The following is a 24534-nucleotide window of genomic DNA, read 5'->3' on the forward strand; positions in this document are numbered from 1 at the left end:
AGGGGAGCACCATGAACGAAGAATTTGAATCGAGCCCCAGCAAACAAACCCCCAGCCCCTGGAAGCGCCGCTTCCTGATTCTTCTGGTCATCACCGTCATCATCCCCGGCTTCATCGGCCTGCTCTTCCTCAAGCGCTTCACCGAGGACATTCCGGTCGATTACGCCAGCCCGACCGAGCATTTCAAATACGGGTCGACCGGCGGCGAGCATGAAATGGGCTTTCCGTACTGGATCTGGAAGGCGCTGCCCGAGGTCTGCCCGCAATACCTGCCAGGCAAGGGTTACCAGTCGCTCGGCATGGTCTATGAAAAGAATCCCGACGGCAGCGACCGCGACCTGCCGGTCGGCACTTCGCAGCGCCGCTTTCAGGGCGTCGACCGCGTTTTCGTCAATTGCGCCGTCTGCCACGTCAGCACCGTGCGCACCGCCGCCGACCAGCCGGCCACCATCGTTCTCGGCATGCCGGCCGCGACCTTCAACATGAAGGCTTTCGAGGAATTCTTCTTCCGTTGCGCCGCCGATCCGAAGTTCTCCAAGGAATTCATCCTGCCCGAGATCGAGAAACAGGGCGCCAATCTCGACCTGCTCGACCGCTACCTTGTTTACCCCATCGCCATCGCCATCATGCGCGACCGCGTGCTGGCACTGGCCGGGCGTTTCGACTGGGTGTTCAAGCAGCACGAATGGGGGCCGGGCCGGGTCGATACCTTCAATTCGGCCAAGGTCATTTTCAACTGGCCCATGCATTTGCTCGACCCGAAGGAATTCGACGCCCCGGCCGACTTCCCTTCCATCTGGCGCCAGCGTCAGCGCATGGAACCAAAGGAAATGCAGTTGCATTGGGACGGCAACAACACCACCGTCGAGGAGCGCAACAAGAGCGCCGCCTTCGGCACCGGCACGACGCCGCCGACCATCGACATCCAGCGCATCAAGCGTGTCGAGGCGTGGATCAAGGATGTCGAGCCCCTTCAATTTTCAGCCTTTTTTCCGGTTGACCGTGGCATGGCCGCCCAGGGTGCACCGATCTACCAGAAATACTGCGCCGCCTGCCACGGCGCCTCGGGCAGCGACTTTACGGGCGAGTACGTCGGCACCGTCGAGCCGCTGGCCAAAATCGGCACCGACCGCCGCCGCCTCGACTCCTACACCTACACGCTGGCCGTAAACCAGGCCACGCTCTACGCCGGCTACCCGTGGCGCTTCACGCATTTCCAGAAAACCCACGGCTACGCCAACATGCCGCTCGACGGCCTCTGGTTACGCGCCCCTTACCTGCACAACGGCTCGGTCCCCACCCTGCGCGACCTGCTCGAACCGGCGTCCAAACGGCCGAAAGCCTTCTACCGCGGCAACGACGTCTATGACCCGGTGAAAGTCGGCTTCGTCTCGAACGTGACCGAAGCCGGCGACAAGAAATTCTTCCGCCTCGACACCAGCGTTCCCGGCAACGGCAACGGCGGCCACGAGGGCAAGGCCTACGGTACCGAACTGAGCGACGGCGAAAAGGCCGCGCTGGTCGAGTTCCTCAAGACATTTTGAGAGGCGAAGACAATGACTACCTCCTGCTCCTGCAAAACCTGGCTCAAATACGCCGCCCTCGGCCTCGCCACCCTCGCCGTCATCGGCGCCATGATCGGCTACGACCGAGGCTTTCGCGAATACCCGCAGCCGGACTGGGTGACCGCCACGCCCGACATGCGCTTCAAGTACGGCTCGATCGGCGCCGAGCAGGATTCCGGCATCCCGTACTGGATTTTCTACGTGCTGCCGCGGGTCTTTCCCGAGAAGTTCAAGGAAGACGGCAAGGTCGTCCCCGGCGGCTACGCGGCGCTCGGCGTGCCGTGGGAAATGGGCCGCGAACTGCCGGTCGGTTTTACCCAGAAGACCATCGGTTTCGCCCGCGTCGCCAACAACTGCGCCGTCTGCCACACCACAACCTACCGCGTTTCGCCGGATTCCAACCCGGTCTTCGTCGTCGGCGGCTCGGGCCACACCACCAACGTCCAGGCCTTTTTCCGGCTGCTCATCGACTGCGCCAAGGACCCGCGTTTCAACGCCGACATCCTGATGGCCGAGATCAACCGCGTCACCCACCTCGACTGGATCGACCAGCTCCTCTACCGCTTCCTGATCATCCCGATCACCAAAAAACGCCTGCTCGAACGCGAGGCGCAATTCGCCTGGCTCTATCGCGCTGACTTCCCGGAATGGGGCCGTGGCCGCGACGACGGCATGAACCTGACCCGGTATTTCATGATCAAGGCGCCGATGGACGACTACTTTGGCCCGTCCGACATGCCCGCCGTCTGGAACCTGAAAAAGTATGACCCGGCCAAAGGCAGCCGCCCGAACTACGCCGCCGACACCCACGATGTCCATTCCGTCGTGATCGATTCAGCCCTCGGCGTACTCGGCGCCCCGCCCAAGAACAACGCCCGCTTCATGGAGCAGGTCGAGTGGCTCAAGGCCTACCTCTCCGAACTCCAGCCACCGAGCTACCCCTTCCCCATCGACCAGGCCCGCGCCGCCAGCGGCAAAACCCTGTTCGCCAACCATTGCGCCGCCTGCCATGCCAGCGACAAAACCGGCACCGCGCTGCCGCTGGCCGATGTCGGCACCGACCGCGGCCGCCTCGACACCTGGAACAAGGGCGCGGCGATCAAGGCCAACCAGGTCGTCAAGGAAATGGGGCTGGAACGCAAAGGCCTGGTCGAGGAGGATTTGCCGGGCTACCACATCCCCTTCCTCGATGGCCTCTGGCTGCGCGCCCCCTACCTGCACAACGGCTCGGTGCCCACCCTGCGCGACTTGCTCGAACCAGCGACCAAACGCCCGAAAGTATTCTGGCGCGGCTACGACGTTTATGACCAGAAGAACGTCGGCTTCGTCACCGACACGCCGGAAGCCCAACGCGCTGGCACCAAGTTCGACACCGCCAGCAAGGGCAGCGGCAACCAGGGCCACGAGTTCGGCACCGGCCTGTCGGCCAGCGAAAAGGACGCCCTGGTCGAGTATTTGAAAACCCTGTAACCCGCGCCCAATCAGCCCCCCTCCCCTGACAAAGGGAGGGTTGGGGAACAATACCGTTCAGTTAAGCTCGATAACGTTGAAAATGGGTTAAGCATTGGCTCTACAACTCACGACAACAGCGCATTCAAGCCTCGCCAGCCAAGCCACTCGCCCAGCACGATTCCCACGGTCAACCGGAAATTTCGGCCAAAATTGAAAAAGCATCCATGACCTTTGATGAGGGACCGTTAAACCTCCCGCCTCCAGGCCGCCGTTCACGACAATGTCGGGAACATAATCCGGCCATTCGAGTCATATGCCTTTTACATACGCCATTTCAATGGGAACCCAAAATGAATTCCAGCCCGGCCGTTCCTGAAAAATCGCCCCGTACCAAGCCAGGCAAGCGCTGGCTCAACGCATTCGCGCTGACGCTGTTGCTGGCGCTGCCGCTGACGGCTTCCGCCCAATCCTGGTGGTGCGCCTGGTTTCCGTGGCTATGCGCCGCCCCGGCCAGCACTTGCGCCGCACCGCTGAGCGAAGTCACCGGCTTTGGCACCAACCCGGGCAATCTCAAAATGTGCCAATACCTGCCGGCCAATCTCGGCGCCTCGCGCCCGCTGGTCGTCGCCCTGCACGGCTGCCGGCAGGAGGCAGCGGCTTACGATGACGAGCCGGGCTGGACCAAGTTCGCCGACCAGCACCGTTTCGCGCTCTTGCTGCCGCAACAGCAACAGGCTAATAATTCGTCGAAATGCTTCAACTGGTTCGAACGGGGCGACAACGAGCGCGACAAGGGCGAAGCCCTGTCGATCCGCCAGATGATCGACAAGGTCAAGACCGATGCCGGCGTCGACCCGAAAAAAGTCTATGTCACCGGCCTCTCAGCCGGCGGCGCCATGACCGCGGTGATGCTCGCAACCTATCCGGAAGTCTTTGCCGGGGGCGCCATCATCGCCGGCATCCCCTACAAGTGCGCCAACAATGCGAGCGAGGCGCTCGGTCAATGCGGCGTCAGTCTGTCGGGCCAGGTCGCGCCGATGAAGGATTTGACCCCGGCCCAGTGGGGCACGCTGGTACGCAGCGCATCAAGCCACGGCGGACCGTTCCCGCGTGTCTCGATCTGGCAGGGGACAACGGATGGCACGGTCAACCCGCAGGACCAGCGAGAACTGGTGGACCAATGGACCAACGTGCTCGGCATCGATCAGGTTCCCGACAGCGAGGACACGATCAACGGTCAGGCCCACAAGCTGTACAAGGACAACACCGGCAAGGCGCTAGTCGAGACGGTGATGATCAATGGCATGGGCCACGGCACCCCGATAGCCCCCGGCACGGCCGCCAATCAGTGCGGCAAGGCGGCGCCGTTCATCCTGGACGTCGGGATCTGCTCCAGCTTCCACATCATCAAGTTCTGGGGGCTGGACGTGCCGTAAGGGTCTGATGAATACGCCCTCAGCGCCATACTCGAAATCGGCGGCTTGAGCTTCTGCTTACCCGCCCCCTTGAACGGCCCGCTGGACACGATTGCTACGGTCAACCGGAAATTTCGCCCAAGATTGAAATCTCCCAGACGCTGACTGGCGCCGAAAAGCCCTTCGCAAGTTAGCCCCACGCGTTTTGTCGCTGCGTTCAGCCTGACGACGCAGGCAAATCTTGGTGCGCTATTTGCATTCCCGTTGGTAACAGCGTTCAAACGGGCGATTCTTGTCGTGTTCCCTTCAATTCAACCCCCATCCCTTGCCACCTCGCGCACCGCGTTGGACAGCCGGCGCCCGCGGCCCTGTCGATACCGCGCCCCTCACGCCCGGGAGGCAAGGCATGCGTGACACCTACTCCGCTGCAGGCGACGACGAATGGGTCATCTGGAACGGTGGGCTCGGCGTGGTCACCACGGCCACGCTCGGCCGGGTCGAGGTCGGCCCCGGTGGACGAACAGCATGGCTGGAAGAACCCTTCGACATGGTCGGGCCATTCGATTTCGATGAACTCGAAACCCACAGCCGAATCAGCTTTGCCGCCTGCATCGTCATGTCGCGCCAGCGCTGGCAAGACGACCAAGCGGCATTGAAGCGGGAGTCAATCAACCTGCGCCGTGCCGCCCAGGAGCGAATCAACGAGGAATTTGCCCGCTTCTTCGGCCGGCAAGGCAGACACCACGGCAAGCGCCAGCCCGTGGACGAACGCGAACATCGCGAGGCACTGAACCTGCCGGCCAGCGGAAAGCTCGAAAAACGCCAAGTCAACACCGCCTACAGACGGCTCGCCCAGAAAGCGCATCCCGACGTCGGGGGAAGTCATGAACAGTTCGTCCGCATCACCAAAGCGCGCACCGTCCTGCTCGAAACGATTTCGTGACCGAAGGCAGGCCCGAATTGGAGCGGATAGCGCTGCAGATCAATTGCCATGCCGGGAAGATACCCAGAGGCCTTTTTCTTGAATCAATGAACAGGTGAATGCCCATGAGTCAGATCATCGAATTTCCCATTGCGCACAATCAGCGAAACCATGACTACGATGCCGACATTGAAGAAATACTGGCACCCATCCCGCCGAAAACCCGGGAAAAGCTCAGATTCGAGCTGATCAAGACAATCAATGGCTATGACGCCTATTTCACGCAATGGTCGTTGAGTTTTCCTGAAAGCTGCGATGAAACGCTGAAAAAGCAAATCTACGACCTGGCGCATCAGGAACATGGCCGAAAAATACGCATGCTCAAAGACATCATGCTACTCAAGGCAAAAGTCCTGGTTTCGGAGTTCCACCGATCAAAGTGATTTGGTTCGAACATGGGCATCTGACTGGATGCGCGCATGGCAATCTTAAAGACAACCGGAGTCTTTCTTTTCGGTGAAAGCAAACCTCAGAATCGCTCCGAGGCCGCGAACCACCGGAATCAAGACAGGAGGTAGGGCATTTTCTGCTGTCAGCTTGCTCAATGAAAGGCGGTGCTGTGTTGAGTAGTCACTAGAACAACCACTGAAAATAACTACGACTGTCTAACGACCGCAATGCGGCAACGATGCCGAACTGGCGGTCCCGGCCAAGAGCAGCCGGTCGCAAATTACCTATAGCAGTCATTTGAATGGCCGCATTTGAAACCGGCCGGGTAAGCAATGCGCTCAACTCGGCCATTGCCGCCGTTGGCGCTGGTTCGCTTGAGTGGCTAGTGACAGGCAGGTTGCTGACGTTGAGGCTGCATGTCATCTGAAGCGCTGCTTCCCTCTTCGACACCCGCTACCGCAACGACCATTGCGGCGAAAAAACAAAGCTTGCTGCGGTTCTCGGCCAAGCTGTTGAGCAGCATGGGAATGTTTGAATACGTAAAAATGGGAGCGGCGATGCCGGCCTGTCGCACCCTCTTCCCCGTCGGTTAATGCCGAGGAAGAGGGCCAGAGGGGGTTAGCTCAGGATTTCCTCAATCGTGATGTAGTCGCCGACGCGCCCCGTCATTTTTTCAGCATCGGTATTTACCGGCAGTGTCTTCTTGCCAGGGCGCCACCCGGCCGGGCAGACTTCGCCGGTTTTGGTGGCGTGTTGCCAAGCTTCGACCTGACGGATGAACTCATTGACGTTGCGGCCTACAGAGTCTGCCTGAACTTCCTGGGCGACGCAGATGCCATCCGGATTGAACAGGAAACGCCCGCGCAGGGCGACGCCTTCTTCCTCGATCAGTACACCGAACAACTCGCTGACTTCCTGGGTCGTATCGGCGCCAATGGTCAGCCTGAGCCCCTTGAGGATAGGTTCGGTTTCCACAAAGCGCTTGTGCGAGAACTTGGAATCGACTGAAATCGCAAGAATCTCAACGCCCATCTTCTGGAATTCGTCGTACTTTGCATTCATTGCAGCGATCTCGGTCGGGCAGACGAAGGTGAAGTCGGCTGGGTAGAAGCAGACAACAGCCCATTTGCCCTTATAGTCGGCACTGGAAACCTTGGTGAAGTGGCCTGTCTTGGCGTCGTAGGCTTCCATGGTGAATTCGGGCATTTCACGGCGGACCATAGTGGAACTCATGGCTTTTTTCTCCTGAACGTTTTCTTGCGAGGGATTTTGAACAGACTTGACGGTCTTGCGCGGCTTGATACCGGTATCACAACTCATGACAGCTCCTTGCTTGCTGGAATATTCCCTGTTGCCTGGGGCTATTCCGGTGGAGATATAAACACCGGGAGAGGGCTATCGAATCCTCGATAAGGACCTCGGTTGCTACGCTCCGGTGTGCCCGATGGCTGATAAGTAAAATCAGCATATGCTTATATTCAAACTTCCACGTTTCCCTGACCAATCATCTTTTCCCATTGTTAAGATTGCTCCGGACTATGGGGCGTCTCTGAGGTCAAATCTGGCCAATCAGGCCGCTTTTGACTATTTGGCAAAAGAGTAATCGCAAGAGCCGTACCACACTGCCTGGCTAAATTAGGCAATTAAATCAGTGTATTGCCCTTGAGTTTCTCAACCAAGATGACTCTTCCTGTCATTTTTGGCTGACTTTCGAGTATTGGGTGACAGTTTTGTCGCCTATGTTTCGCGCTGTTCTTTTGTTGAACACGACGCTTTGATGTCAGAATGATCTTCAATCGCAGAGCGCGCGAAATAGATTAGGCGCCAAGCTCATACGCGTCAGCATTATTGCCAATGGGATATCGCCTACTGGGCAACTTGTAAGCAGCCAAGTGCTTGCGATGGTGGCTTGGCATCACTTGGATACCATCATCAGCATGCGGGTAAAGCGGTAACTTCCGCTATGGTCGCTTCAGGGGTGTTTCTCTTGACTGATTCAATGACGTTATCTCTTGAAGCTGTGGTTTCATTAAGTTCGCTGGCTCACTTCCTGCCGCATCGGTGACAGAACCTGAACGTTCTGTCACCGATGTTGCCGAATGCTTAATCCTCTAGCAAGCTGCGCAGCATCCAGGCCGTTTTTTCATGGATGTCGATACGCTGGGTCAGCACATCGGCTGTTGGCTGATCGTTGGCGGCATCGACAATGGGGAACAATTTGCGCGCCGTGCGGGCTGTTGCTTCCTGGGCTGTGACCAGATGACGAATCATGTCGGTAGCCTTGGGCACGCCTTCCACTTCCTGGATCGAGGCCAGCTTCACGAACTCCTTGTAAGTTCCCGGAGCGGGGAAACCCAGCGCACGAATGCGTTCGGCAATGATGTCCAGGGCATTCCACTGCTCGGTGTACTGCCCCATGAACATGTTGTGCAGACTGTTGAACTGGGGCCCGGTCACGTTCCAGTGAAAGTTGTGGGTCATCAGATAGAGCGTGTAGCTATCGGCCAGTAGCGCCGACAAGCCCTTGGCAATTTTCTTGCGGTCGGCATCGGTAATGCCGATATCGATGACAGGGGGAAGTGATTTACTGTCTTTCATGTTCGATTTTCCTTTTCTGGTTTAGTGAGAGTGATCAGCCCAACGTGGTGTCCAGCACCATCATCAGGGCAAAGCCGGCCATCAGGCCGAGGGTGGCGCTCGTCTGGTGGCCGTTACGATGTGTCTCGGGGATGACTTCGTGTGAAACCACAAAGATCATGGCTCCCGCCGCCAGCCCCAGACCGATCGGATAGGCCAGCGCCAAGCCACCGGCCAAGCCTACGCCGAGCAACGCGCCCACCGGTTCGAGCAGGCCACTGGCCGCAGCAATCAGTACCGAATAGCCCGGCGCAACGCCGGCACTGCGCAGGGCAAGTGCAACAGCGAGTCCTTCGGGAATGTCCTGCAAGGCGATGGCCGTGGTGAGCGGCAAGCCTACACCCATGTCCCCTTGAGAAAAACTGACACCGATCGCCATGCCTTCGGGCAGGTTGTGCAAGGCGATGGCAAAGACGAACAGCCAGACGCGACCACAGATTTCGTAGCCGGGTCCGCAGGGCCCCGTCGTTTCATGCTCGTGCGGCGTGAACTCATCCAGGCCCAGCATGAGCAAAACCCCCAGCGCCATCCCGAAGACAACGACTGCCGCACCGGTGCCCCGATTGCCGAGCAGCGACTCACCGGCTTCGAGCCCGGGCAAGAGCAAAGAAAAGGCGCTGGCGGCGAGCATCATGCCCGCCGCCAAGCCCAGCATGCTGTCTTCGACACGCTGCGGCAAACTGCGCATGAGCAAAGCCGGCAACGCGCCCAGTGCCGTGGTCGCAAACCCTGCCACACCGCCGTAGAGCGCAAGGCGCAAGCCCGGCGCAGCATTGCCGGCAAGCACTTGGCTAATGCTTTGCCCGAGCAGGACGATTACGCCGAGCAACGCCAGCGCCAATCCGGTTGCCACCAGTTTGTGCTGCTGCGCATGCATACGCAGCAGCACAAACCAAGAGTGCCGGGAAGCAAGCCCGTTCAGAGCAATTGTTTGGCCTCGGTCCATCGGCAATCCTGGTTCAAGCCATCATGCCCAGCGCCTTGGCAACACCGGCACCATAAGCCGGGTCGCACTTGGTACAGTTCATGATGTGGCGACGCTTGATTTCTTCAGGTGCATCGCCCATGGCGCGGGCGGTGTTGTCGAACAGACGCTGCTGCTCGTCAGGCGTCATCAAGCGGAACAGGGCGCGCGGCTGGCTGTAATAGTCGTCATCATCCTCGCGGAAGTTCCAGTGATCGGCTGCGCCGTTGATTGCCAGCGGTGGTTCGCGGAAGTCCGGTTGTTCCTGCCATTCGTTGTAACTGTTCGGCTCATAGCCCAGTGTCGAACCATAGTTGCCATCGGTGCGCATCTGACCATCCCGGTGGTAGCTGTGCATTGGGCAGCGCGGTGCGTTGACCGGAATGTGTCCGTGGTTGACACCCAGGCGATATCGCTGGGTGTCGCCATAGGAGAAGAGACGACCCTGCAGCATCTTGTCGGGGGAGAAGCCGATGCCAGGTACTACATTGGCCGGGTTGAAGGCGGCTTGTTCGACATCGGCGAAGTAGTTGTCGGGGTTGCGGTTGAACTCGATGATCCCCACTTCGATCAGCGGATAGTCCTTGTGCGGCCAGACCTTGGTCAGGTCGAACGGATGGTAGGGTACCTTCTCGGCATCCGCCTCCGGCATGACCTGAATGCAGAGCGTCCACTTCGGGAAATCGCCGCGCTCAATGGCCTCGTACAGATCGCGTTGGTGCGTTTCACGGCACTTGCCGACGGCGGCTTCGGCCTCGGCATCGGTCAGATTCTTGATGCCCTGTTGGGTGCGCCAGTGGAACTTGACCCAGAAACGCTCATTCTGAGCGTTGATGAGGCTGAAGGTGTGCGAACCGAAGCCATGCATATGGCGGTAGCTGGCTGGAATGCCGCGATCGGACATCACCACGGTGACTTGATGCAGGGCTTCGGGTAACGAGGTCCAGAAGTCCCAGTTGTTGCATGCGCTGCGCAGGTTGGTGCGCGGGTCGCGCTTGACGGCGTGATTGAGGTCCGGGAATTTCAGCGGGTCGCGCAGGAAGAACACCGGGGTGTTGTTGCCGACCAGATCCCAATTGCCTTCCTCGGTGTAGAACTTGATCGCAAAACCGCGAATATCGCGTTCGGCATCGGCCGCCCCGCGCTCGCCCGCCACCGTGGACATGCGGGAAAATAGCTCAGTCTTCTTGCCAACCTGGCTGAAAATCTTGGCATGGGTGTACTGGGTAATGTCATTGGTTACGGTGAAGGTGCCGAAAGCACCAGAGCCTTTGGCATGCATGCGGCGCTCGGGAATGACCTCGCGGTCGAAATGCGCCAGTTTCTCCAGGAACCAGACATCCTGAAGTAGTTGCGGACCACGCGGGCCCGCAGTCATGACATTCTGGTTGTCCACCACGGGACAGCCGGCAGCAGTCGTGAGTTTCTTATCCATTTTCGCTCTCCTTATCTTGTTTCAATTTCAACAAAACGATATTCCTCGCGGGAAATCGGGGCGCAAACTGGAAACGACACCTTCACCCTGAAACGAGGAAAGTGGCTGGCTGGCGGATGGCTGGCTTGCCGGAAAAATGCAGCAACGATCCATTAGGATTTGCTACTTAACAAAGTCTAACAATCGTTTTAGGGGGAAGCAAGAATGCAGGTAGGCAAATCCTCACCAATAAATGCTGTGCCATCGACTAATGCATGGCGTGTTGACGTGCATCAATAACCGCTTGGTTACAAGATAGCTTTTGATGAAGCCATGTTCATAAAGCCGCTACCCTTCTGGTCGCAGATTGTGACAATGTCGGCAACCTGCACGACACCAGCCATACAAATTGGCCAGCACCATCGGCGGCAATGGCCGAATTGCTCGCTTAGGCTTTCCGGCAGCTTTCAGAAACCGGCCGTTGAACCTCGACACTTTCGAACGTCGCCTTTGGGCACGAAGTGTGTGTTCGCCAGATCGGCAAGCTGCCCTTCAACGAAATTTCCTGCTAAACGGCAAGTAGCCTGCGCATTGCCGCATGACTCTGACCAACAGCTCAAGGTCAGCAATAGCACCGATTTAGAGACACTCAGGCGGCCTCCCTGTATTTCTGACATCGCAGCGCTCTTGAACAAACACTCCCCACCGCCTTCCCTCCTTTTAATTGAACGGAATATTCTTTCCGCGGTCGACTAGCTGAGGTTGGCCGGTTTTCTGGCGTCGAACGCACTGCCTGCCGACTGAGGAGGGCTGGCGCATCGACGGCCTTTCCGGCTTTTCTGGCCTCAGCGGGGGAGGAAATGACCGATATTTTTCTGAGCTACACCGAGCGTGACCGGGAGACGGCGCGGCGGGTTGCCGAGGTACTTGGTTCGGCCGGCTGGAGCGTCTGGTGGGATCGGCGGATTCCGGCCGGGGAAACCTGGCGCAGCGTGCTTGAGCATGCGCTGGAGGACATGCGCTGCATGGTGGTCTTGTGGTCGGCCAAGTCGATTGAAAGCGAATGGGTGTACGAGGAGGCCACCGAGGGGCGCCGGTTGGGCAAGCTGGTGCCTGTTCTAATCGAGAACGTTCGCCCGCCGGCCGGTTTCCGCGAGATTCAGGCGGCCGATCTGACGGGTTGGGATGGCTCGCCCGATTTCGATGGCCTGCGCATGCTGCTGTCGGATCTTGAGCATCTGCTGGGCAAGCCGGCGGTGAGCGCCACGGATAGTCCATCGTCGGCGATCCGGCAGCCGACCAGGCCAGCCGATGCTGAACATGACCCTGACCCGCCCTACAACACGACCGATTTACCCGGCCGGGCAAAGCCGGCGATGCATGTAGCCAGCGCGCGCTGGCCACTTTGGGCGCTGGCTGGCGGCGTGCTGCTAGCAGGCGCTGCTGCCTTCATCGGCCTGTCGTCTCGCCAGCAACCCGTTCCCGCGACCCCGGCGCCGGAATCTGCCAGCCGGCAACCGGAGCGCAGGGTGCCGCCGGCTGCTCCCGCTGCCGTTCCGGCCAACCCATCGCCGCCGACCGCGAGCGTCCGACCGGAAATTTCCCGCGACTCGAGTGCCGCATTGGCGTCCTCAACGACGCCTCTGTCGCGCAGCAGAACCCTGCCCGAGTCTTCCACCGCCATCAAGCGGACCGATTCGACCCGGCTGTCGAGCGCTCGTTGTGCCGATCTGCTGGCCCGCATCCAGCTCGGCGAAACGCTTTCCGAGGCAAGCCAATCAAGATTCGACAAGGAGTGCCGACCATGAATATTCGATCTCCCCGCCTTTCGCGTTCAGCCTTGTGCACTGCGGCTTTTGCCGCCGTGCTGCTGGTCGCCGGCTGTGACAGTCTCAAGGAATACACCTCTTCGCCTGCACCGTCGGCTACCGCCTCGTCCCCGCCAGCCTCGGCCAGCCCAGCCGCCTCGCCCGCTGCGCCAGCCCCACCGCCGGCCCAGCCTTATGACCAGGCGGTTTTGAGCGCTGCCACGGCCTTGTTCACCAATGCCAAACTGCCTCCAGCCGGCACCCCGGCCCAGCCAAAATACGCGCTGGTGATCGATCCGCTGATCGACGGCATGACCGGCGCCCAGTCGGTGACGACGCGCTCGATGGGCCGGCGGCTGACCGATCTGATGCATGAGCGCTACCCGCAGTTCGACGTGCAGGCCTTTTCGGCGGCCAACGTGGCGCGCAGCCCGCTGGTCCTGATCGGCACCTTCACCGGGGTCAATGCCCAGCGCAAGACAGCGGGCACCCGCGAGGCTTACCGCATCTGCTTCGCGCTGGCTGATCTGCGCACTGGCAAGCTGGTCAGCAAGGGTCTGGCTTTTGCCTTGCCGGAAGGGGTGGACCCGACGCCACTGGCCTTTTTCCGCGATGCCCCGGCCTGGTCGGAAGACCCGGCGACCGAGGGCTATATCAAGACCTGCCAGGGCACCAAGGCCGGCGACCCGATCAACCCGCTCTACCTCGACCGCATTCTGGCCGCCTCGGTCGTTGCAGAAGGCATCGAAGCCTACGAGGCCGGCCGTTACCGCGAAGCCCTCGATTTTTACACCAGCGCCCTGGCCATGCCGGCCGGCGACCAGTTCCGCGTGCATAACGGCATTTATCTTGCCAACTGGAAGCTCGGCCGCCAGCGGCCGGCCGAGGCAGCCTTTGCCAAGGTCGTCGACTATGGCCTCGAACACCAGCGGCTGGCCGTCAAGTTCCTGTTCCGTCCCGGCTCGACGGCTTTCATGGCAAATCGGACGCTAAACAGCAGCTATCCAGGCTGGCTCAAAACCATCGCCCGGCGCACCGGCGACAGCGGCAAATGCCTGGAAATCACCGGCCACACCAGCCCGACTGGGCCGGAACCCTTGAATGAACGGCTATCGCTGCTCCGGGCCGAATACATCAAGTCGCGCCTGGCCCAAACCTCGCCCGGACTCGACAAGCGGATGATCGCCAACGGCGTCGGCTCACGGCAAACGATGGTCGGCAACGGCCGCGACGATGCCAGCGATGCGCTGGATCGGCGAGTGGAGTTCAGGGTGATCGGGTGCTGATGATCCGCGCCAGGGAGCGGTTGCCACGGTCAACCGGAAATATTGGCCAAAATTGGAATACCGAGGGTGCCCAGCGCGTAGCGATCACACCGCAGGCGATGCGTTTTCCCCAGGTGCCGGCCGGCCTTTTGTTGATGTAGCCTTGTTCAACAGTATGTCTGCCCCTGGCTGCGGCGATCCGCATTCATTCGGCGTTCCGCACCGAGCCTTTGGTCCGCCAACCCCGCGGGCGGGCCGTAGTTGATGGATCGTCTGTCGTTCTTGCGCCGGAGAGCATGATGATTGCGCTGGTCCGGACACAGACCAGGCAAATACGGCAGCTCGCCAACGCCCTCCGCATGCCCGGCATAGCGCAAGGCCTTTTCGTATTGATCCAGGGCATATTCGGCGATGCTGGCCGCCCGCTCGTCCTTCCCTCGAAGATATGAAATCGTGGTCAGGGCTTCGAGCAGGATTGTGAGTATTTTCTCGCCCGGTTTTTCTGCTTCCATCATCAACTCTCGCCTCCAGTTCACAACCATCTTCGACTGCTACAAAGCCGCTTCTGAACACTCAGCAAACATGATGCCTGCGTCTGGAAACCCCACAAGCACAATGGAAAATAATGTTGGGAATTTTGGCCGTGTAAGTATTTTCGACACATTTCGCAGCCATTAGCGCGTACTCAGCAAGCAACGTGCAGCGCGGGTCACTGTGAACACGCCCCAACGCTCTGCACTGGGCGCGACGCAAAAGCAGCCCAAACCACACATTACCGGCCGATCCGCTGCCTGTATCCGGTTAATACGGTCAACCGGAAATTTTTGCCAAATTTGAAGTTTTCAGCATCCGTCAGCGCGCCGCGATCACCCCGCAGGCGACGCGCTTGCCCGAGTTGCCGGCCGGCTGCGACTTGTAGTCGTCCGGATCGGCATGGATCACGACACTGCGACCAACCACGCCGGTCGGGCCGCTCAGGGTCAGGCCGCGGAGTTCGGCCTTGTATGTCGCCATACCCTGCGCATCGGCGATCAGGTTGGGCATGTCGCCGCCGTGATGTTCGTCGCTGGCGTGGTGGCCGTGCGCCTTGCTCATCGGATTGAAATGGCCCTTGGCGCTGCTGGCGTCCGGCGCACTGCAATCGCCCGCCTCGTGCACATGGAAGCCATGCTCGCCCGGTGTCAGCCCGGCCACCTTGGCTTCAATGCGCAAACGGCCGTCCGTTTCGGAAAAACTGACCGTGCCACTGACCATGCTGCCCGAACGGGCGAGCAGCTCGGCGCTGGCCGAGGGACCGGACATGGGGGTGGCACAGCCGCTCAGCACGGCAATTGACAAGGCACTGAAGGCGATAGCGGGGCGGAGCAACATGGTTTTCTCCTGAATAGAAACGGGCAATTTTGTCTGACCCGTATGCGAATCAGATGTTCCGTCAATACCCACCCATCTTTATAACAATTTGAAATAACAAGATGCGCACTTGTTCTTAAAACAATATTAAGGCCTTGCTACAATGGCGCTCATTCGACAATCCACGCGGATTACCCAAGCAATGACCCAACGTTCTACCCTCTCTCATCTCGACTGGCTCGAAGCCGAAGCCATCCACATCATGCGCGAAGTGGCCGGCCAGTGTTCCAATCCGGTGCTGCTCTTCTCCGGCGGCAAGGACTCGATCTGCATGCTGCGCTTGGCCGAAAAGGCCTTCCGTCCGGGCAAGTTCCCCTTCCCGCTGATGCACATCGACACCGGCCACAACTACAAGGAAGTTGTCGCCTTCCGCGACAAGCGTGCGGCCGAACTCGGCGAGCGGCTGATCGTGCGTTCGGTCGAAGACTCAATGAAGCGCGGCACCGTTGTCCTCAAGCATGAAGGCGAATCGCGCAACAAACACCAGTCGGTAACGCTGCTCGAAGCCATCGAGGAATTCGGTTTCGACGCCTGCATCGGCGGCGCCCGTCGCGATGAGGAAAAGGCCCGCGCCAAGGAACGCATCTTCAGCTTCCGCGACGAGTTCGGCCAGTGGGACCCGAAAAACCAGCGCCCGGAACTGTGGAGCCTGTACAACGCCCGCAGCCACAAGGGCGAAAACATCCGCGCCTTCCCGATCTCGAACTGGACGGAAATGGACGTCTGGCAATACATCGAGCGCGAAGGCCTCGAACTGCCGAACATCTACTTCGCCCACAAGCGCCCGGTCGTCATGCGCCAAGGTTCCATAGTTCCGGTCAATGTGCCGCTGGTCGGCGGCGGCATTGCCAACCCGTCCAAGGACGGTGAAGAAATCATCGACCTGCAGGTGCGTTTCCGCACCGTCGGCGACATTTCCTGCACCGCCCCGGTCGAATCGGATGCTGACAACGTCAGCAAGATCGTTTTCGAAACCGCAACCACCACCATCACCGAGCGCGGCGCTACCCGTCTGGATGACCAGACCAGCGACGCCTCCATGGAACAACGCAAGAAAGAGGGTTACTTCTGATGACCGCCCACGTAGAAGACCACGGCCTGCTGCGCTTTTTGACCTGCGGCAGCGTCGATGATGGCAAGAGCACGCTGATCGGCCGCCTGCTGTTCGATACCAAGACCATCCTGGCCGATACCCTGTCGGCCATCGCCAAGACCTCGGAAAAACGCGGCATGGGCGCGGTTGACCTGTCGCTGCTCACTGACGGCCTGCAGGCCGAGCGCGAACAGGGCATCACGATCGACGTCGCCTACCGCTACTTCTCGACCGGAACCCGCAAGTACATCATCGCCGACGCGCCGGGCCACGAGCAGTACACCCGCAACATGGTGACCGCCGCGTCGACCGCCAACCTCGCCATCATCCTCATCGATGCGCGCAAGGGCGTCCTGACCCAGACCCGCCGTCACTCGAAGCTGGCCTCGCTAGTCGGCATCCCGCACCTGATCGTCGCCATCAACAAGATGGACCTCGCCGATTACTCGCAGGAAACCTACGAGCGCATCAAGGGCGAATACCTCGAATTCGCGGCCAAGGTCGGCATCGAAGACATCCGCTTCATCCCGCTCTCGGCGCTCAATGGCGACATGATCGTCGACCGTGGCGACAAGCTGAACTGGTACGAAGGCCCGACGCTGCTCGAGATGCTCGAAACCGCCCCGGCCGCCCATACCGAGCACACCGAGAAGTTCCGCTTCCCGGTCCAGTACGTCTGCCGCCCACAGGATTCTGCCAATCCAGAGCTGCACGATTACCGTGGCTTCATGGGCCGCGTCGAAGCCGGTTCGATCAAGGTCGGCGACGCCGTCACCGTCCTGCCCTCGGGCCGCGAGTCCACCGTCAAAGCTGTGCAACTCGGCGGCATCGATATCGGCGAAGCCTTCTGCGAACAATCCATCACCCTGCTGCTGGCCGACGAAATCGACACCTCGCGTGGCGACATGATCGTCAAATCCAGCGAAGTCCCGGCGGCAGTAAAGCAGATCGAAGCCACCGTCTGCTGGATGGCCGAAGCCCCGATGGACCGCGCCCGCACCTACCTGATCCGCCACACGACGCGCGACTCCAAGGCCAAACTGGCCGCCATTGACCACCGCCTCGACGTCAACACGCTGGAAAAAGTCCCAGCCGAAAAGCTGGCGATGAACGACATCGCGCAAGTCACCTTCAAGCTGGCCCAGCCGCTGTTCGCTGACCCCTACCTGGAAAATCGTGGGACCGGGGCGTTCATCATCATCGACGAGAGCAATAACAACACGGTCGGCGCCGGGATGATTCTGTAGGCGATTCCCACGGTCAACCGGAAAAAAAAGCCAAAATTGAAAACGCCTCCATCATGGAGGCGTTTTGATTTCTGCCTGTCCAATCTCCCCATTTCGCGGCTACCATAAGCGTTGCAAGCGATCTGACCGAATCACCCGAAACCTGAATTCATGGAAACTGCTGGGAAGTTCTGAATGCGTGTTCTGATTGTTGATGACAATGCCTCGATGCGAGACCTGCTGACCACCCTTCTGTCCAGCCAGGGCTACGAGGTGGTGGGTGCGCTGGAAGATGGCAACGGCGTCATGGAAGCCGTGCGCGAGCTGTCGCCGGAAATTGTCTGCCTCGACTACCAGTTGCCGGGGCGGGATGGCCTCGACATCCTGCGCGAAATCAATTCGTACCATCCGGAAATCGATGTGCTGTTCATCACCGCGACGGAAGGCCCGGGCATCGAGAGCCAGGCCGCCGATGCCGGCGCGGCCGGCTTTCTGCGCAAGCCGTTCGGCCAGAAACAGGTGATCGATGAGTTGCAGCAGGTTTGCGAAACCCGCCGCCGGGCTTCGCCGGAAATCGAGCCGGAAGCGGCCGGCAAATCGTCGGCAGCCCAGCCAGCTCAAGCGAATCCTGCCAAAGCCCCCGGCAGGCGGCCGACAGCCGTCATTGCCGACGACAACAGCTCAATCCGCCTGCTACTCAAAGGCCTGCTCACCGAGCTGGGCCTGCAGGTCGTCGGTCAGGCGGTCAATGGCGAGGAAGCCATCCGTGCTGCCGCGACCCACCAGCCTTCCGTACTGTTTCTCGACGTCAACATGCCCATCCTGAGCGGCCTCGACGCGCTGCCCAGAATCGTCGAGGCCAGCCCGAAAACTTCCGTCGTCATGGTGACCGGCGACACCTCGCGCACCATCGTCCAGCAAGCGGCCGGACTCGGTGCTCGCGGCTACGTCGTCAAGCCGGTTCGCCCGGCCTATGTCGAGAATTTTCTGAAACAGCTGTTCAACGCCTGAGCGATGAAAGGTTTACTGCCATGACCTTGATGATCGATTTTCCCTTCCCGGGCGTCGGCCCCTGGGTCGATCACTTCAAGACCATCGAAGTCCCGCTCCTTCGCCACACTGCCCACCAGCTCGACGAGTTGCGGGCCACCGCCGAGACGATCAACACCCGCAAGCTGGCGACGATCATCGCCCATGACCCGCTGATGACCGTGCGCCTGTTTCAAACCATGCAGGCGCGTCGAACCAAAAGCCAGTCGGCCGACATCACGACCATCGAGCGTTCGCTGGTGATGATCGGTACGGAGAATTTTTACAACAGCATCCAGAACCCGCCGATCGTCGAGCAGCAAATGAAAGGCTACCCGAAGGCCATGCTCGGCCTGCTCAAGGTCATCGCCCGCTCCCGTGTTGCATCGCAATGGGCCCGCGACTGGGCCCTACAGCGGCAGAACGTCAGCTTCGACGAAATCGCCTTGGCGGCACTGCTTCACGATCTGGTCGAAATCCTCATGTGGTGCTTCGCCCCGAACCTCGCCATCCGCGCCAAGGAGCGACTAGCCAGCGAGCCGGGACGGCGGAGCAGCCAGATTCAACTAGAAGTCTTCGGTGCCTCGCTCGACGAAATCGCCATTGAGTTGATTGCCCACTGGGGGCTGCCATCACTGCTTTGTTCGCTGCTCAATCCGGCCGACGCCGAAACAGCCAACGTCAGGAACGTCAAGCTCGCCGTCGATCTCGCCCGGCACTCAGCCAATGGCTGGAACGACCCCGCCTTGCCGGACGACTATCGGGCCATCGAAACCTTGCTCCACATCGGCCACAGTAATCTGCTCGAGCGCATCGGCGCCCCCGACGAGCAGGTCCAGGCGGCCCGCCAGGCCGAAGCGGAAGGCGATCCGCTGGCCTCTTAGGGAAGTGCCGCAGTCACTCCGGCCTTGCCAGGTTTGGGGTTGAATTGGCTGGCCGACACAGATTCCCCCCTGCCCCTTTTGTCCAGGGAATACCGGCCCTCAGGCGGCCTTGCGCAGCAACTTCAAACATTCCAGCGAAGCAGCCAGATCGAGCGCTGTCGAGTCGTCGAAATTCTTCAATGTCGGGTTGGCGCCTTTTTCGAGTAGCAGTTTGACGAGATCGGGCTTGCTGTTCGACGACACGTACATCAGGGCGCTGGCGCCATTGCCGTTTTGCTGGTCGATATTGACGCCGGCGGCGATCAGGCGTTCGATCAGTTCATGGCTGCCGTTGTAGCAGGCCAGCCACAGGGCATTGCAGCCGTCGGCGTTGAGGGCATTGAGATCGACGCCAAGCGCCAGCAGTTCATCGACGATGTCGAGCCGGCCGAGCTTGGCGGCGCGCATGAGCGGCGTGAAACGGCCGTCGGCTTGCGGGGCGTTGATGTTGTCGGGCTGAAAGCCGTGTTCGGTGAGGAAGGCTGAAAGTTGGGGGGTCATGGTTTCTCTTGTCGTTGGGGGTAAGGCGGACCGGTTTCAATGCGCGCGTCGGTGACGGGCGTGCCGACCGTGAAGTGATAGACGCTCTGGTAGCGCGGGCCGCTCAGGCCGACGAGCTGATGCACCGGATCGTCGAAGAAACAGCCGATGCCGGTGCCGCGCACTTCGGCGGCTTCGGCTTCGAGATAGAGCACCTGACCGACCAGCCCGGCTTCGCGCAGCAGTTCGCGGTAGCCGTGGCCGGTCGCCGTCGCGTCTGCGAATTCGCCGAGCATGCCGAGCGAGAAGGCGCTGGTCGAAGCGATGTCCTGATGACAGGACAGCGAGCGGGCCAAACGCTGCATTTCCTGCAGGCCCATTTCGGCAAGCTGGATGAGGCCGAGGTGTGGCGGGCAATCGGGGTCGAATTCGGCGACCGGACGGCGGTTGGCGAAGCGTTCGTCGGCTGGCAGCAGCGCGGCGGGCAACTCGGTAAACGCCGCCGGCGTGCGCGGCAGCAGGTAGAGGCCGCTGGGCAGACCATCGACGCGCAGGACGAAGAGCAGCAGGTGGATGCGCGGCGGCGTGGTCTGGGCCAGCCACGGCAATTGCGGCCGGGGCAGCACGGCGTCGAGCATGCGGTAGAAGGCGGGTTTCAACAGCGCATAGTGTGGATCGAAACGCTGGCCGCTGCGGCGCTGGCGGATGATCTGGGCGGTGCCGGTCGTCGTCGGATGCGGGACGAGGGACGGCAGTGGCGCAAAGCTCGTGGATTCCAGCGCGCTGAGCACCCCGCGGCTGGCGGCAGCGACCTGATCGATGGCCGGCCAGCGGTAGCCCGGTGACGGGTCGATGCGGGTCGGTTTGCCTTGCCAGTCGGCGCCATCGAGCCAGGCGGCGAGTGCTTCGGCCGACGGCGGCGTATTCAGGCCAGGGGCGCGAATGGCGAGCAGGATTTCCGGCTCTTCGGTTTCCGTGAAGGCGTAGCGCGAGGGCGGGAAATCGTCCGGCCGATCCAGCCCGAGGCAATGCTTCAGCGCCTCGGCCGTGGCGCCAATCGGCACGACTTCCCAGCCGAGCAGCGCGGCGGCGTAGGCCAGGGCACCGACGGCGTGGCCGATGTCGAGTTGGCAGTAGCGGAAGGCGCGTTCGCCGTATTTCCACGCTTCGCGCCACATGACGCTGGTCAGGCCGATGGCCAGCCATGCCTCGCCCGCCACTGGCGCCGTCAGCGCGCGGCCTTCGAGGGCGTGCTGTTCCGGATCGTAGTGCTGCAGGCCGGCGCCGACACCGGGCAGGCCGGCGCTCAGCACCCAGGCTTCGACCGGATGCAGGTTGCCGGACGACGGGTTGCAGCGCAGGGCCCAGCGGCTCGGCCCCCAGGTCTTCCACGCCGACAGCCCGAACGACAACTCAAGCAGCGCGCCTAGGCTGTCGAGGTCCGGCGCAATTTCATTTTTCGGCTTTTTTTCCAGTTGACCGTAGCAACGCTCGAAACGGTCGGCCACCAACGGCAACTCGAACACGGGCGCGCCCGGATAGTGGCGGAAAGCGGCCGGCTGGGCGTCCCAGTCCAGTTGGCCGGGGCCTTCGGCATAGGCTTCGAAACGATGCTTGGTGCGCGCGTGGTAGGCGCGTACGACTTCTTGTGAGGTATCCGACACGATGATGGGTTTTCCTTGGCGTTGGGTGGACTTCAGCAAGCCCCATGCCCGCGTGAAATCAGGCAGTTAGCCCAGTTTCACTGGCTGGCACCATCTCTGCAAGGGAATTGGAAAAACCAAACCTAAATTTAAATCCCAACCCCAATCAAAAACGGAGAATGTCATGGAAGAAGTCAGAAAACCGCCGGTCACCCGCGAAGCCGCGCTGCGCATCGCGCTGGCGTCGCGGGCCATGCCCAACGCCAGCCTGCCGGCGCTGATCCAATTGTTGCAACGCCGGCTCGGCGAGGACATCGACGAGGAAAAGCTGCGCCAGACGACAGTGACCATGCTCAAGACCGGCTTCGCCAGCGCCGACGGAGAGGAGGATGGCGAAGATATCGGCATCGGCCTCGAGTCGATGAAACTGGCCGTGCGCATCCTGTGGGGCGAAACGCAGGGCGACGATTCGCTGCCCAAGATCGAGGCCTATGAAGACGGCGAAATGCCCGGCTCGGTGCGCATCGCCATCGCCTCCGACAAGGGCGACCTGCTCTCCGGCCACTTCGGCTCCTGCCTGCGTTTTCTCGTTTATCAGGTATCGCCGACCGAAATCCGCCTGGTCGATATCCGCGACACCATGGACGCCGAGTTCGCCGAAGACAAGAACCTGTGGCGCGCCAAGCTGATCGGCGATTGTCACGTCTGCTACGTCGTCTCGATTGGCGGCCCGGCCGCTGCCAAGGTCATCCGCGCCGACATCTACCCGATCAAGATCCCCGATGGCGGGCCGGCCCTCGACATCCTCCAGCCCTTCCAGGTGGCCATGGTCGAATCGCCACCGCCCTGGCTGCTCAAGATTCTCGGCGTCTCGGCCGAGAAGCGACTGAAGAACTACAGCGCGGCGGAAATTGACGAATGAGTCATTTAACGGCGGCTCACGCCGCCACCCGCTCCATCTGCCGCGGCGCCAGTCCAACCTGGGTCAGGATGGTGCCTTCGTCGCCGTTCCACCACAGTGCCACCCAGGCAGCGCCTTCGCCATCGATGCGCTCGATGGCGCAGATGGCGCCGACCATGTCCCTGAACATCTCCAGATCGTCCTCATCGAGATCGGGATCAACGCTGACTTCGAGAACGCGGACCTTGTCGCCCATGCTGACGATCTGTCCCTTGCAATCAATGGTGGTGGCACTCATGGCGAACTCCGTTGGGGTTGGGTCTGCTGCCCTGTCGCAAAGTCGACGTCGGCAGCCTGCTTTCACCCATCTTCGCAACGGGCGTGCCAAGTCCACGCCGCACCAACCTCCAACCTCAATCAGGAACGACCATGAATAAAATCGGAATGTTTTTTGGCACCGAAACCGGCACCACCCGCCTCATCGCCAAGAAAATGCAGAAACAGCTCGGCGACGACGTCTGCGACAAGCCGGTCAACGTCAATCGCATCACCCCGGACGACATGCTCAAATACGACGCGCTGATCCTCGGCACGCCGAGCTACGGCATTGGCGAAATTCCCGGCAAGGGCGCCTCGTCCGGCTGCTTCGAGCCGAACTGGGAAGAATTCCTCGCCCTGTTGCCGGCCGATGTGGACTTCAGCGGCAAACGCATCGCCTTCTTCGGCCTCGGTGCCCAAGAACGATACGCCGACCGCTTCTGCAGCTCGCTATTCGCGCTGGTCGAGAAGTTCAAGGGCAGGGGCGCCGAAATCGTCGGCGACTGGCCAACCGACGGCTACACCTACGACCACTCCGCCGCCGAAGTCGACGGCCGTTTCATCGGCCTGCTCATCGACCAGCGCACGCAAGGCATGTTCACCGATGAGCGCATCACGACCTGGCTGGCCCAGGTCAAACCGCTGTTGCTGGAAAAGCTGACGGCGGAAGCCTGAGCGCGGAATATCAGCCGAGCTGACCATCGTATCTCATGTGCGGTGGTCAGCGGATATCTGGCGCCTGAGCAGCTCGGCACAAAGGCAATGAAAATGTCATTGGACAGACATCAACTCGGGCCGCGGTAAAATTCGAACTAAGCCCCTTCGATCCCACGACAATGACTAGGCATCCGTTCGTTCTATCCCGAAAAATTAAGCTCTCAGTGCGAACTGGGATCGAAATGCTGAAATCCGGGCGCTTCACAGAAACCGACGTGAAGGCATTGTTGATTGACCTTCGGGAAGTTGCTAAATACATGAGAGATCGGCTCTCATCAGAGACTAACGAATTCACGAGGAAGAACAAGGAATTCATAGAAGTTTGTGACTTTATCGCCCATGCGAGCAGAGATCGCGGGATCATTGAGACAAACGTACGCAATCATGTTCAGCGTCTGCATGCAGCCCTCGAAACATCAACCCTCGAGGAATTTCAAAACATCCCAGTTGAAAATGTTATCAACGCAAATGCGTTGGTGCTCGCACTGGGAGGGCTTGCGTTCTTTTGTTTCTCATCTACGGACAAAGATATATCCAACGAATTCGTCTCCCCTCTGATCGAACGCCAGTCGGAAATTGCTCTTTGCATACTCTCGTTGCTCCAAGACTCCATCATTGAACTGAAGGACGAGGAAGGTTTTGCGGCACTTCAACTCTATCCATATGAGGGGACCTATCACGTTTATTGCAGAGTGATCAACAGCAGGATTGAACGGGAAGCCAAAAGCCGAACTGATGGCCAAGGCAGGGTGATACTTGGCTTTCCTGTAATGGTTAGTGCAGCAAAGTCTCTGTTGTCCGCTGATGATTTAGGGATTGAGGATTCGAATTTTCCGTTTCCAATATTCGAGACCTACCGAGATGAACAAGGAAACCTCGCACTACGCCGTCTGCCGGTCTAG

General features: G+C 60.2%; 24 protein-coding genes and 1 pseudogene. 15 read left to right on the forward strand and 10 right to left on the reverse strand.

The window, feature by feature from the left end; translation table 11 throughout:
- Positions 1-11: 11 nt before the first annotated feature.
- From WBK19_RS03175 to WBK19_RS03200, 6 genes are all read left to right on the forward strand, one after another.
- Positions 12-1544, forward strand: coding sequence for a c-type cytochrome (locus tag WBK19_RS03175; protein ID WP_511286878.1), 1533 nt, complete (start codon positions 12-14; stop codon positions 1542-1544).
- Between the two features lie 12 nt (positions 1545-1556).
- On the forward strand, positions 1557-3035 hold the full coding sequence (locus tag WBK19_RS03180; protein ID WP_511286880.1) for a c-type cytochrome: 1479 nt from the start codon (positions 1557-1559) through the stop codon (positions 3033-3035).
- Positions 3036-3367: 332 nt separating this feature from the next.
- Positions 3368-4453, forward strand: coding sequence for an extracellular catalytic domain type 1 short-chain-length polyhydroxyalkanoate depolymerase (locus tag WBK19_RS03185; protein WP_511286882.1), 1086 nt, complete (start codon positions 3368-3370; stop codon positions 4451-4453).
- A gap of 385 nt (positions 4454-4838) precedes the next feature.
- A complete protein-coding gene (locus WBK19_RS03190) occupies positions 4839-5375 on the forward strand; it encodes a J domain-containing protein (RefSeq protein ID WP_511286884.1) in 537 nt (178 codons plus the stop codon).
- A gap of 104 nt (positions 5376-5479) precedes the next feature.
- Positions 5480-5797, forward strand: coding sequence for a hypothetical protein (locus tag WBK19_RS03195; protein ID WP_511286886.1), 318 nt, complete (start codon positions 5480-5482; stop codon positions 5795-5797).
- A 423-nt stretch (positions 5798-6220) separates the two neighbouring features.
- Positions 6221-6397 carry a hypothetical protein gene (locus WBK19_RS03200; RefSeq protein WP_511286888.1) on the forward strand — a complete coding sequence of 59 codons (177 nt, stop codon included), beginning with the start codon at positions 6221-6223 and terminating at the stop codon, positions 6395-6397.
- Positions 6398-6422: 25 nt separating this feature from the next.
- Here the strand turns inward: WBK19_RS03200 and WBK19_RS03205 are convergent, their stop codons facing one another.
- From WBK19_RS03205 to WBK19_RS03225, 5 genes and pseudogenes are all read right to left on the reverse strand, one after another.
- Positions 6423-7037 carry a peroxiredoxin gene (locus WBK19_RS03205; protein WP_511286890.1) on the reverse strand — a complete coding sequence of 205 codons (615 nt, stop codon included), beginning with the start codon at positions 7035-7037 and terminating at the stop codon, positions 6423-6425.
- Between the two features lie 699 nt (positions 7038-7736).
- Positions 7737-7832: pseudogene (locus WBK19_RS03210) on the reverse strand (DUF1508 domain-containing protein); the annotation flags it as partial.
- 75 nt (positions 7833-7907) lie between these two features.
- Positions 7908-8402 (reverse strand): Dps family protein, encoded by a 495-nt coding sequence (locus WBK19_RS03215; protein WP_511286892.1) that lies wholly within the window; start codon positions 8400-8402, stop codon positions 7908-7910.
- A gap of 34 nt (positions 8403-8436) precedes the next feature.
- Positions 8437-9294: a ZIP family metal transporter gene (locus WBK19_RS03220; protein ID WP_511286894.1), complete on the reverse strand. Its 858-nt coding sequence runs from the start codon at positions 9292-9294 to the stop codon at positions 8437-8439.
- 106 nt (positions 9295-9400) lie between these two features.
- The gene (locus WBK19_RS03225; RefSeq protein WP_511286896.1) at positions 9401-10840 is read right to left on the reverse strand and encodes a catalase; all 1440 of its coding nucleotides are present in this window, start codon (positions 10838-10840) and stop codon (positions 9401-9403) included.
- A gap of 839 nt (positions 10841-11679) precedes the next feature.
- On the opposite strand from WBK19_RS03225, the gene WBK19_RS03230 reads away from it, so the two are divergent.
- Together WBK19_RS03230 and WBK19_RS03235 are read left to right on the forward strand one after the other, a co-directional pair.
- Positions 11680-12627 (forward strand): toll/interleukin-1 receptor domain-containing protein, encoded by a 948-nt coding sequence (locus tag WBK19_RS03230; RefSeq protein WP_511286898.1) that lies wholly within the window; start codon positions 11680-11682, stop codon positions 12625-12627.
- Complete coding sequence (locus WBK19_RS03235; protein WP_511286900.1) at positions 12624-13913, forward strand: OmpA family protein; 1290 nt, start codon at positions 12624-12626, stop codon at positions 13911-13913. Before WBK19_RS03230 ends, WBK19_RS03235 begins: the two co-directional genes overlap by 4 nt.
- Positions 13914-14059: 146 nt before the next feature.
- On the opposite strand, the gene WBK19_RS03240 is transcribed toward WBK19_RS03235, so the two are convergent.
- The gene (locus WBK19_RS03240; protein ID WP_511286902.1) at positions 14060-14407 is read right to left on the reverse strand and encodes a hypothetical protein; all 348 of its coding nucleotides are present in this window, start codon (positions 14405-14407) and stop codon (positions 14060-14062) included.
- A 337-nt stretch (positions 14408-14744) separates the two neighbouring features.
- Complete coding sequence (locus WBK19_RS03245) at positions 14745-15263, reverse strand: superoxide dismutase family protein (protein ID WP_511286904.1); 519 nt, start codon at positions 15261-15263, stop codon at positions 14745-14747.
- A gap of 142 nt (positions 15264-15405) precedes the next feature.
- Here WBK19_RS03245 and cysD point away from each other — a divergent pair, with 142 nt between their 5' ends.
- The 4 genes from cysD to WBK19_RS03265 all read left to right on the forward strand — a co-directional run bounded on the left by cysD (position 15406) and on the right by WBK19_RS03265 (position 19534).
- The gene (gene cysD, locus WBK19_RS03250) at positions 15406-16374 is read left to right on the forward strand and encodes a sulfate adenylyltransferase subunit CysD (protein ID WP_511286906.1); all 969 of its coding nucleotides are present in this window, start codon (positions 15406-15408) and stop codon (positions 16372-16374) included.
- Complete coding sequence (gene cysN / locus WBK19_RS03255) at positions 16374-17642, forward strand: sulfate adenylyltransferase subunit CysN (RefSeq protein ID WP_511286907.1); 1269 nt, start codon at positions 16374-16376, stop codon at positions 17640-17642. The genes cysD and cysN overlap by 1 nt, the downstream gene beginning before the upstream one ends.
- A gap of 174 nt (positions 17643-17816) precedes the next feature.
- On the forward strand, positions 17817-18632 hold the full coding sequence (locus WBK19_RS03260) for a response regulator (protein WP_511286909.1): 816 nt from the start codon (positions 17817-17819) through the stop codon (positions 18630-18632).
- 20 nt (positions 18633-18652) lie between these two features.
- The gene (locus tag WBK19_RS03265; protein WP_511286911.1) at positions 18653-19534 is read left to right on the forward strand and encodes an HDOD domain-containing protein; all 882 of its coding nucleotides are present in this window, start codon (positions 18653-18655) and stop codon (positions 19532-19534) included.
- Between the two features lie 99 nt (positions 19535-19633).
- Here the strand turns inward: WBK19_RS03265 and WBK19_RS03270 are convergent, their stop codons facing one another.
- Both WBK19_RS03270 and WBK19_RS03275 read right to left on the reverse strand, forming a co-directional pair.
- On the reverse strand, positions 19634-20074 hold the full coding sequence (locus tag WBK19_RS03270) for an ankyrin repeat domain-containing protein (RefSeq protein WP_511286913.1): 441 nt from the start codon (positions 20072-20074) through the stop codon (positions 19634-19636).
- On the reverse strand, positions 20071-21717 hold the full coding sequence (locus WBK19_RS03275; RefSeq protein WP_511286915.1) for a nitroreductase family protein: 1647 nt from the start codon (positions 21715-21717) through the stop codon (positions 20071-20073). Before WBK19_RS03275 ends, WBK19_RS03270 begins: the two co-directional genes overlap by 4 nt.
- A 163-nt stretch (positions 21718-21880) precedes the next feature.
- Here WBK19_RS03275 and WBK19_RS03280 point away from each other — a divergent pair, with 163 nt between their 5' ends.
- Complete coding sequence (locus WBK19_RS03280; RefSeq protein ID WP_511286917.1) at positions 21881-22618, forward strand: dinitrogenase iron-molybdenum cofactor biosynthesis protein; 738 nt, start codon at positions 21881-21883, stop codon at positions 22616-22618.
- Between the two features lie 16 nt (positions 22619-22634).
- Here WBK19_RS03280 and WBK19_RS03285 read toward each other — a convergent pair whose 3' ends face one another.
- Complete coding sequence (locus WBK19_RS03285) at positions 22635-22895, reverse strand: hypothetical protein (protein WP_511286919.1); 261 nt, start codon at positions 22893-22895, stop codon at positions 22635-22637.
- Between the two features lie 131 nt (positions 22896-23026).
- On the opposite strand from WBK19_RS03285, the gene WBK19_RS03290 reads away from it, so the two are divergent.
- Both WBK19_RS03290 and WBK19_RS03295 read left to right on the forward strand, forming a co-directional pair.
- Complete coding sequence (locus tag WBK19_RS03290) at positions 23027-23590, forward strand: flavodoxin (protein ID WP_511286921.1); 564 nt, start codon at positions 23027-23029, stop codon at positions 23588-23590.
- A gap of 224 nt (positions 23591-23814) precedes the next feature.
- Positions 23815-24534 (forward strand): hypothetical protein, encoded by a 720-nt coding sequence (locus WBK19_RS03295; RefSeq protein WP_511286923.1) that lies wholly within the window; start codon positions 23815-23817, stop codon positions 24532-24534.

It is taken from the genome of Azonexus sp., from assembly GCF_049652925.1.
In the GTDB taxonomy this organism is placed as follows: domain Bacteria; phylum Pseudomonadota; class Gammaproteobacteria; order Burkholderiales; family Rhodocyclaceae; genus Azonexus.

Excerpts from the sequence above, each read along its gene's own strand:
- WBK19_RS03175 (WP_511286878.1), top strand. The coding sequence starts at position 12 with ATGAACGAAGAATTTGAATCGAGCCCCAGCAAACAAACCCCCAGCCCC.
- WBK19_RS03180 (WP_511286880.1), top strand. The coding sequence starts at position 1,557 with ATGACTACCTCCTGCTCCTGCAAAACCTGGCTCAAATACGCCGCCCTC.
- WBK19_RS03185 (WP_511286882.1), top strand. The coding sequence starts at position 3,368 with ATGAATTCCAGCCCGGCCGTTCCTGAAAAATCGCCCCGTACCAAGCCA.
- WBK19_RS03190 (WP_511286884.1), top strand. The coding sequence starts at position 4,839 with ATGCGTGACACCTACTCCGCTGCAGGCGACGACGAATGGGTCATCTGG.
- WBK19_RS03195 (WP_511286886.1), top strand. The coding sequence starts at position 5,480 with ATGAGTCAGATCATCGAATTTCCCATTGCGCACAATCAGCGAAACCAT.
- WBK19_RS03200 (WP_511286888.1), top strand. The coding sequence starts at position 6,221 with ATGTCATCTGAAGCGCTGCTTCCCTCTTCGACACCCGCTACCGCAACG.
- WBK19_RS03205 (WP_511286890.1), bottom strand. The coding sequence starts at position 7,037 with ATGAGTTCCACTATGGTCCGCCGTGAAATGCCCGAATTCACCATGGAA.
- WBK19_RS03215 (WP_511286892.1), bottom strand. The coding sequence starts at position 8,402 with ATGAAAGACAGTAAATCACTTCCCCCTGTCATCGATATCGGCATTACC.
- WBK19_RS03225 (WP_511286896.1), bottom strand. The coding sequence starts at position 10,840 with ATGGATAAGAAACTCACGACTGCTGCCGGCTGTCCCGTGGTGGACAAC.
- WBK19_RS03230 (WP_511286898.1), top strand. The coding sequence starts at position 11,680 with ATGACCGATATTTTTCTGAGCTACACCGAGCGTGACCGGGAGACGGCG.
- WBK19_RS03235 (WP_511286900.1), top strand. The coding sequence starts at position 12,624 with ATGAATATTCGATCTCCCCGCCTTTCGCGTTCAGCCTTGTGCACTGCG.
- WBK19_RS03240 (WP_511286902.1), bottom strand. The coding sequence starts at position 14,407 with ATGATGGAAGCAGAAAAACCGGGCGAGAAAATACTCACAATCCTGCTC.
- WBK19_RS03245 (WP_511286904.1), bottom strand. The coding sequence starts at position 15,263 with ATGTTGCTCCGCCCCGCTATCGCCTTCAGTGCCTTGTCAATTGCCGTG.
- cysD (WP_511286906.1), top strand. The coding sequence starts at position 15,406 with ATGGCGCTCATTCGACAATCCACGCGGATTACCCAAGCAATGACCCAA.
- cysN (WP_511286907.1), top strand. The coding sequence starts at position 16,374 with ATGACCGCCCACGTAGAAGACCACGGCCTGCTGCGCTTTTTGACCTGC.
- WBK19_RS03260 (WP_511286909.1), top strand. The coding sequence starts at position 17,817 with ATGCGTGTTCTGATTGTTGATGACAATGCCTCGATGCGAGACCTGCTG.
- WBK19_RS03265 (WP_511286911.1), top strand. The coding sequence starts at position 18,653 with ATGACCTTGATGATCGATTTTCCCTTCCCGGGCGTCGGCCCCTGGGTC.
- WBK19_RS03270 (WP_511286913.1), bottom strand. The coding sequence starts at position 20,074 with ATGACCCCCCAACTTTCAGCCTTCCTCACCGAACACGGCTTTCAGCCC.
- WBK19_RS03280 (WP_511286917.1), top strand. The coding sequence starts at position 21,881 with ATGGAAGAAGTCAGAAAACCGCCGGTCACCCGCGAAGCCGCGCTGCGC.
- WBK19_RS03285 (WP_511286919.1), bottom strand. The coding sequence starts at position 22,895 with ATGAGTGCCACCACCATTGATTGCAAGGGACAGATCGTCAGCATGGGC.
- WBK19_RS03290 (WP_511286921.1), top strand. The coding sequence starts at position 23,027 with ATGAATAAAATCGGAATGTTTTTTGGCACCGAAACCGGCACCACCCGC.
- WBK19_RS03295 (WP_511286923.1), top strand. The coding sequence starts at position 23,815 with ATGCTGAAATCCGGGCGCTTCACAGAAACCGACGTGAAGGCATTGTTG.